Source organism: Rahnella aceris, from assembly GCF_011684115.1.
In the GTDB taxonomy this organism is placed as follows: Bacteria; Pseudomonadota; Gammaproteobacteria; order Enterobacterales; family Enterobacteriaceae; genus Rahnella; species Rahnella aceris.
In genome coordinates, this window is sequence record NZ_JAADJV010000007.1 from 146,623 (window position 1) to 153,387 (window position 6,765).

Consider the following 6,765-nt stretch of genomic DNA (forward strand, 5'->3'; position numbering starts at 1 on the left):
GGTCCTTATGCCTGATTACCGGTGCTGAAGTTTTCCAGCGGAGCGGCAACCGGATAGTAACTTTCATTGGTTTGCGCTTTGGCGCGTAGCCCTTCCGGTGCCTGATACATCGGCCCCAGATGTGCATACTGTTCAGTCATTTTCAGATACTCAGTGGTACCGAGGGTATCGAGATAACGGAACGGGCCGCCGTGGAAAGGAGGGAATCCGATGCCGTAGACCAGCGCCATGTCGGCTTCGGCCGGGCTGGCAATAATGCCTTCCTCAAAGCAGCGCACCACTTCGTTAATCATCGGAATCATCATGCGGGCGATGATGTCCTGTGGTGAGAAGTCAGTGTGTGCTGGTTTCAGGTTGTCGGCCAGCAGACTGATCGCCTGTTCGTCAACTTCCTTGCGCGGCTTGCCTTTGCTGTCTTCGCTGTAACGGTAGAAACCGAGTTGATTTTTCTGCCCAAAACGACGGTTATCAAACAGCACATCAACAGCGTCACGGTAATCCCGCGCCATGCGCTCAGGGAAACCGGCGGCCATCACGGCCTGGGCGTGATGCGCGGTGTCGATGCCGACCACATCCAGCAGATAAGCCGGACCCATCGGCCAGCCGAACTGTTTTTCCATCACTTTGTCGATCTGGCGGAAATCAGCGCCATCACGCAGTAACAGACTGAAACCGGAGAAATACGGGAACAGTACGCGGTTGACGAAGAATCCCGGGCAGTCGTTGACCACGATAGGCGTTTTACCCATCGCCAGTGCGTAAGAAACGATGCGCGAAATCGTTTTGTCTGAGGTTTTCTCACCACGCACGATTTCGACCAGCGGCATACGATGCACCGGGTTGAAGAAGTGCATACCACAGAAGTTTTCCGGGCGTTTGAGCGAAGACGCCAACAGATCGATAGGAATGGTCGAGGTATTCGAGGCCAGAACGGTATCGGTGCCGAGCAGAGATTCCGCTTCCGCCAGCACCGCGGCCTTCACTTTAGGATTCTCGACCACGGCTTCAACGACCACAGAGGCACGTTCGATGCCGCTGTAATCCAGCGTCGGATGAATGGTCGACAGCACTTTAGCCATTTTCAGACCGTCGAGTTTACCGCGCTCCAGTTGCTTGTTCAGCAACTTGGCAGCCTCGTTCATGCCGAGCGTCAGGGACTGGTCGTTGATATCTTTCATCACAACCGGCACGCCTTTCAGCGCAGACTGGTAGGCGATCCCGCCGCCCATAATGCCCGCGCCCAATACGGCGGCCTGTTTTGGTTTTTCGCTGTCTTGCGCCAGTTTTTTGGCTTTGCTTTTCACAAACTGATCGTTAAGGAAAATACTGACCAGTGCGCGGGCTTCTTTTGATTGTGCGAGCGGCACAAAGCTGGCGGTTTCCAGCTGCAACGCTTCATCGCGACCCAGACGGGCCGCGGCTTCTATGGTTTTCACCGCGCTCATGGGCGCCGGATAGTGTTTACCGGCATTTTGCATGACCATACTTTTGGCGACGCTGAAGCTCATCGCCGCTTCAATCTGGCTGAGTTTCAACGGCAGACGTTTAGGATCACGACGGTTATGCCATTCCAGTTTGCCGTCAACGGCGTTTCTCAGCATGCTGATGCCAGCGTCGCGCAGTTTATCGGCTTCAACCACCGCATCGACCAGCCCGACTTTCAGGGCCTCTTTTCCACTGATATTTTTACCGGCGGCGATAATTTCCAGCGCACTGTCAGTACCAATCAGACGTGGCAGACGTACGGAACCGCCGAAGCCCGGCATAATTCCTAAACTGGTTTCCGGCAGGCCAATCCGGGCATCGGCAGTGCTGATACGAAAATCTGTCGCCAGCACGCATTCGCAACCACCGCCCAGCGCATAACCGCTGATGGCAGAAATTGTCGGTACCGGCAGGTCTTCCAGCCGGTTAAAAATGCTGTTGGCGAAATCCAGCCATTCATGCAGTTTTTCGGCTGGCGCGTTGAACAGGGATAAAAATTCGGTGATATCCGCGCCCACGATAAACGCTGGTTTGGCCGAACTGAGCAGCAGACCTTTCAGGTCAGACTGTTTTTCAAGTACTGCAATGGCTTCGCCCAGGCTGGCGACAGTTTGGGTGTCGAGCTTGTTAACCGAGCCTGGAGCATCAAACACCAGCTCCGCGATACCGCCGTCGAGCCAGTGCAGGTGTAGTGTTTCGCCTTGGTAGAGCATGTGTCTCTCCTGAATCATCTGGGATGATCTGGTATGACCAGATGTTTTGGAGTGTGGTTTTTATGTTAATAATTTGCAAATGAGATGTGTTTTATTTGCAGGCAAGATCACAAACCTTCCGGGACTATGGTCGCGGTGAGGCTGTGGTAAGATGCTGCATCGTCATTCAGGTGAAAAAAGGACAGTTGGATGGAATCGCTTACTACGCTTTATAAAGAACATATCGCCACGCTGCAGACGCGTGCCCGTGAAATTCTGCAACGTTCTCAGCTTGATGCGTTACTGATTCACTCCGGTGAGTTGCTGACGACCTTCCTTGATGACCACAGTTATCCCTTCAAAGTCAATCCGCAGTTCAAAGCCTGGGTGCCGGTCACCAAAGTGCCGAACTGCTGGTTGTGGGTGGATGGCGTGAATGCGCCGAAGCTGTGGTTCTATTCTCCGGTGGATTACTGGCACAGCCATGAGCCGCTGCCGGAGTCCTTCTGGACGAAAGAGATTTCCCTGACGCCGCTGGCCAACGCTGACGATATCAAAGGCCAGTTGCCGGTTGATCTCAAACGTGTGGGTTACATCGGTTACAGTCAGGAACGTGCGATCAGCATGGGTATCCCTGCGGCGAACGTGAATCCGAAAGTGGTACTGGATTTCCTGCATTATCATCGCGCTTACAAAACAGACTATGAACTGGCCTGTATGCGTGAAGCGCAGAAAGTCGCGGTCAGTGGCCATCGCGCGGCGAAAGAAGCGTTCCTTTCCGGCATGAGCGAATTTGATATCAATCTGGCGTATCTCACTGCTACCGGTCATCGTGATACCGATGTGCCTTACAGCAACATTGTCGCGCTCAATGAACACGCTTCCGTACTGCATTACACTACGCTCGATAATCAGCCGCCTGCCGAAATGCACAGCTTCCTGCTTGATGCCGGTGCAGAATATAACGGTTATGCCGCCGATCTGACGCGTACCTATGCCGCAAAACCGGACAGTGATTTCGCAGCACTCGTGAAAGATCTCAATACGGAAGAACTTGCGTTAATTGATACGATTAAAGCCGGTGTGCGCTATACCGACTATCATGTTCAGATGCATCACCGTATCGCCAAATTGTTGAAAGCGCATAAGCTGGTGGTGGATATTAGTGAAGACGCCATGGTGGAACAGAACCTGACCGGGCCTTTCCTGCCGCATGGTCTGGGGCATCCGCTGGGGTTACAGGTTCACGATGTCGCCGGGTTTATGCAGGATGATACCGGCACGCATCTGGCCGCGCCTTCGCAATATCCCTACCTGCGTTGTACCCGTGTGATTGAGCCAGGCATGGTGCTGACTATCGAGCCGGGTTTGTATTTCATCGATTCGTTGCTGTTACCGTGGCGCGAAGGGCAGTTTAGCAAACACTTTGCCTGGGATCGCATCAATGCCATGAAGTCATTTGGCGGCATTCGTATCGAAGACAACATTGTCATCCACGATAATCGTATCGAAAATATGACACGTGATCTGAAGCTGGCCTGATGCAGCCTTATCCCGTCCCCGCTGAGCCTGTCAGTTTCAGCGAAGAAATAAAGAAGAGTCGCTTCATCACCCTGCTGGCGAGAACTGAGGGAGTTGAAGTGGCAAAGGCTTTTATTCAGGAGGTCAGAAACCAGCATCCGGCAGCGCGTCATCACTGCTGGGCGTTTGTAGCTGGCGCGCCTGCTGATTCTCAGCAACTGGGCTTTTCTGATGATGGCGAACCGGCGGGCACAGCCGGTAAACCGATCTTAAGTCAGCTGATGGGAAGCGGAGTCGGGGAGATCACCGCCGTCGTGGTGCGTTATTACGGTGGCATAATGCTGGGTACTGGCGGGTTAGTGAAAGCCTACGGCGGCGGTGTTCAGCAGGCATTGAAACAACTTATCGTGCAGCAAAAGGTTCCGCTGGCGGAGTTCGCGGTGCAGTGTGATTACAGCCAGTTACAGCTGGTGGAAACGCTGCTTTTGCAGGTTGGCGGCCATATTTTACGCAGTGAATACGGCGCGGCGGTGGATCTCGTTCTGGCGTTGCCTGCCGCAGATGCACCGGCAACCGTCAGCCATTTGTTCGATATCAGCCGTGGCACGCTAATCCTGCGTCCGGTTTCTTAAATTTTTCTATGGTTAATTCGCTGAGGAACGCACCAGCATGCATTTTCGTGCCATAACACGCATTGTGGGGGTGCTCGTCATCCTTTTCTCGGGAACGATGATTATTCCCGGTCTGGTCGCTTTAATTTACCGCGATGGTGCGGGGCGTGCGTTCAGTCAGACCTTCTTTGTCGCCCTGGCGATTGGGTTATTTCTCTGGCTGCCAAACCGGAAGCAGAAAAGTGAGCTGAAGCCACGGGAAGGTTTCCTGATTGTGGTGCTGTTCTGGACGGTGCTGGGCAGCGTCGGGGCATTGCCTTTTCTGTTCTCCGAGCGGCCGAATCTTTCCCTTACCGATGCTTTCTTTGAATCTTTCTCCGGCCTGACGACGACGGGCGCGACCACACTGGTCGGGCTGGATTCTTTGCCGAAAGCGATTCTCTTCTACCGGCAGATGCTGCAATGGTTTGGTGGTATGGGGATCATTGTGCTCGCGGTAGCCATTCTGCCGATATTGGGGGTCGGCGGAATGCAGTTGTATCGCGCCGAAATGCCGGGGCCGCTGAAAGATAACAAGATGCGCCCGCGTATCGCCGAAACAGCAAAAACGCTGTGGCTTATCTATGTGCTGCTGACCATCGCCTGTGCGCTGGCATTATGGGGCGCGGGTATGCCGGTCTTTGATGCCATCAGCCATAGTTTCTCGACTATCGCCATCGGTGGCTTCTCGACGCATGATGCCAGCATCGGCTATTTCCATAGCGGAACGATTAATACCATTGTGGCGGTATTCCTGTTGATCTCCGGCTGTAACTACGGCCTGCACTTTGCGGTGCTGAGCGGGCGAAACCTCAAGGTATACTGGCGTGATCCGGAATTTCGCATGTTTATCGGCGTGCAGTTCACGCTGGTCGTGATCTGCACGGTGATTCTGTGGATCCACAATACCTACGGCTCGCCGCTGGAAACGCTCAATCAGGCATTCTTCCAGGTGGTATCAATGGCCACCACAGCAGGCTATACCACGGACAGTATTTCCAAATGGCCGCTGTTCCTGCCGCTTCTATTATTGTGCTCTGCTTTTATCGGTGGTTGTGCCGGTTCAACGGGCGGCGGTCTTAAAGTGATCCGTATTCTTTTGCTTTATTTACAGGGTTCGCGCGAGCTGAAAAGGCTGGTTCACCCGAATGCGGTTTACACCATCAAATTGGGTAACCGCGCGTTGCCTGAACGTATCATAGAAGCGGTATGGGGTTTCTTCTCCGCTTACGCGCTGGTATTTATTGTCAGCATGCTGGCGATTGTTGCCACCGGTGTGGATAACTTCTCCGCCTTTGCTGCGGTTACCGCCACACTCAATAACCTTGGCCCGGGGCTGGGGGTGGTGGCTGATAACTTTGCTTCGATGAATTCCGTGGCGAAATGGATCCTGATCGTCACCATGTTGTTTGGTCGTCTGGAAGTCTTCACATTATTAGTGCTGTTCACGCCGACATTCTGGCGGGAATGAGTTTTAAGAAAGGGAAACAAGTATGAAAGCGTTGATACTCTATTCAAGTCGTGACGGGCAGACACATGCTATCGCTTCTTATATAGCAAGTGAGCTGAAAGAAAAGTGCAACTGCGATGTTGTTGATCTGGTACATGCGGAACATGTCGATTTGAAAAGCTATGACCAGGTGATGATCGGCGCTTCTATACGTTACGGTCACTTTAACCCGGTGCTGGATAAGTTCGTTAAAAAACACGCCGAAACCTTGAATCACATGCCGTCGGCTTTTTTCGGCGTCAACCTGACAGCGCGCAAACCCGAAAAACGAACGCCACAGACTAATGCCTATGTACGTAAATTCCTGCTGGCATCCCCGTGGGAACCGGCAATGTGCGGTGTCTTTGCTGGCGCATTACGTTATCCGCGATATCGCTGGTTCGATAAGGTCATGATCCAACTGATTATGCGGATGACAGGTGGTGAAACAGATACCCGTAAAGAAGTGGAATATACCGACTGGCAGCAGGTGGCCAAATTCGCTGAAGATTTTGGGCAAATATCGTATAAAAAATCGCAATAATGCGGGCTTAATAGACGTTCAGGCCAAAAAGAAAGCATTCAGAAAGTTTTTTGAAATTAGGGGTTGCGGCCTTCTGAGAACTCCCTATAATGCGCCTCCACTGACCGGGAACAACGACTCCTCTAACAAGAACCAAGTCGCCCAGTCAGGAAGAATCAACCCGGTGAAAACACCGCATCTTGTAAAAGAAAATGGTTGACTCTTCAGGGAGAAAGAGTATTATCTGCCTCCCACGTTGCTGAGTTAATTCTCGCAGCGTACGCTCTTTAACAATTTATCAGACAATCTGTGTGGGCACTCACAAGACGATATCAGCCACTTCGGTGGCAAAAAATATCAAGTCTTAGAGTGACCAAGCAGTAATTCATTTAGTTGAATTATTAC

The 6,765-nt window shown here is 52.5% G+C and carries 5 protein-coding genes; 4 read left to right on the forward strand and 1 reads right to left on the reverse strand.

The annotated features are described in order from the left end of the window. Window positions 1–5: 5 nt before the first annotated feature. A complete protein-coding gene (gene fadB / locus GW591_RS23265; protein WP_119262165.1) occupies window positions 6–2,198 on the reverse strand; it encodes a fatty acid oxidation complex subunit alpha FadB in 2,193 nt (730 codons plus the stop codon). Window positions 2,199–2,387: 189 nt separating this feature from the next. On the opposite strand from fadB, the gene pepQ reads away from it, so the two are divergent. Genes pepQ through hemG form a run of 4 tightly spaced genes read left to right on the forward strand, consistent with a single transcriptional unit; the run spans window position 2,388 to window position 6,381 of the window. Continuing rightward, window positions 2,388–3,719: a Xaa-Pro dipeptidase gene (gene pepQ / locus GW591_RS23270; protein WP_013577423.1), complete on the forward strand. Its 1,332-nt coding sequence runs from the start codon at window positions 2,388–2,390 to the stop codon at window positions 3,717–3,719. Continuing rightward, window positions 3,719–4,330, forward strand: coding sequence for an IMPACT family protein (locus GW591_RS23275; protein WP_013577422.1), 612 nt, complete (start codon window positions 3,719–3,721; stop codon window positions 4,328–4,330). Before pepQ ends, GW591_RS23275 begins: the two co-directional genes overlap by 1 nt. Window positions 4,331–4,367: 37 nt before the next feature. Continuing rightward, the gene (trkH, locus tag GW591_RS23280; protein WP_013577421.1) at window positions 4,368–5,819 is read left to right on the forward strand and encodes a Trk system potassium transporter TrkH; all 1,452 of its coding nucleotides are present in this window, start codon (window positions 4,368–4,370) and stop codon (window positions 5,817–5,819) included. Between the two features lie 22 nt (window positions 5,820–5,841). Then, window positions 5,842–6,381: a menaquinone-dependent protoporphyrinogen IX dehydrogenase gene (hemG, locus tag GW591_RS23285; RefSeq protein WP_112197625.1), complete on the forward strand. Its 540-nt coding sequence runs from the start codon at window positions 5,842–5,844 to the stop codon at window positions 6,379–6,381. The last annotated feature ends 384 nt before the right edge of the window (window positions 6,382–6,765 follow it).

Bases quoted from the DNA above. Each gene is read 5' to 3' on its own strand.
- hemG (WP_112197625.1), top strand. From the start codon at position 5,842: ATGAAAGCGTTGATACTCTATTCAAGTCGTGACGGGCAGACACATGCT.
- pepQ (WP_013577423.1), top strand. From the start codon at position 2,388: ATGGAATCGCTTACTACGCTTTATAAAGAACATATCGCCACGCTGCAG.
- GW591_RS23275 (WP_013577422.1), top strand. From the start codon at position 3,719: ATGCAGCCTTATCCCGTCCCCGCTGAGCCTGTCAGTTTCAGCGAAGAA.
- fadB (WP_119262165.1), bottom strand. From the start codon at position 2,198: ATGCTCTACCAAGGCGAAACACTACACCTGCACTGGCTCGACGGCGGT.
- trkH (WP_013577421.1), top strand. From the start codon at position 4,368: ATGCATTTTCGTGCCATAACACGCATTGTGGGGGTGCTCGTCATCCTT.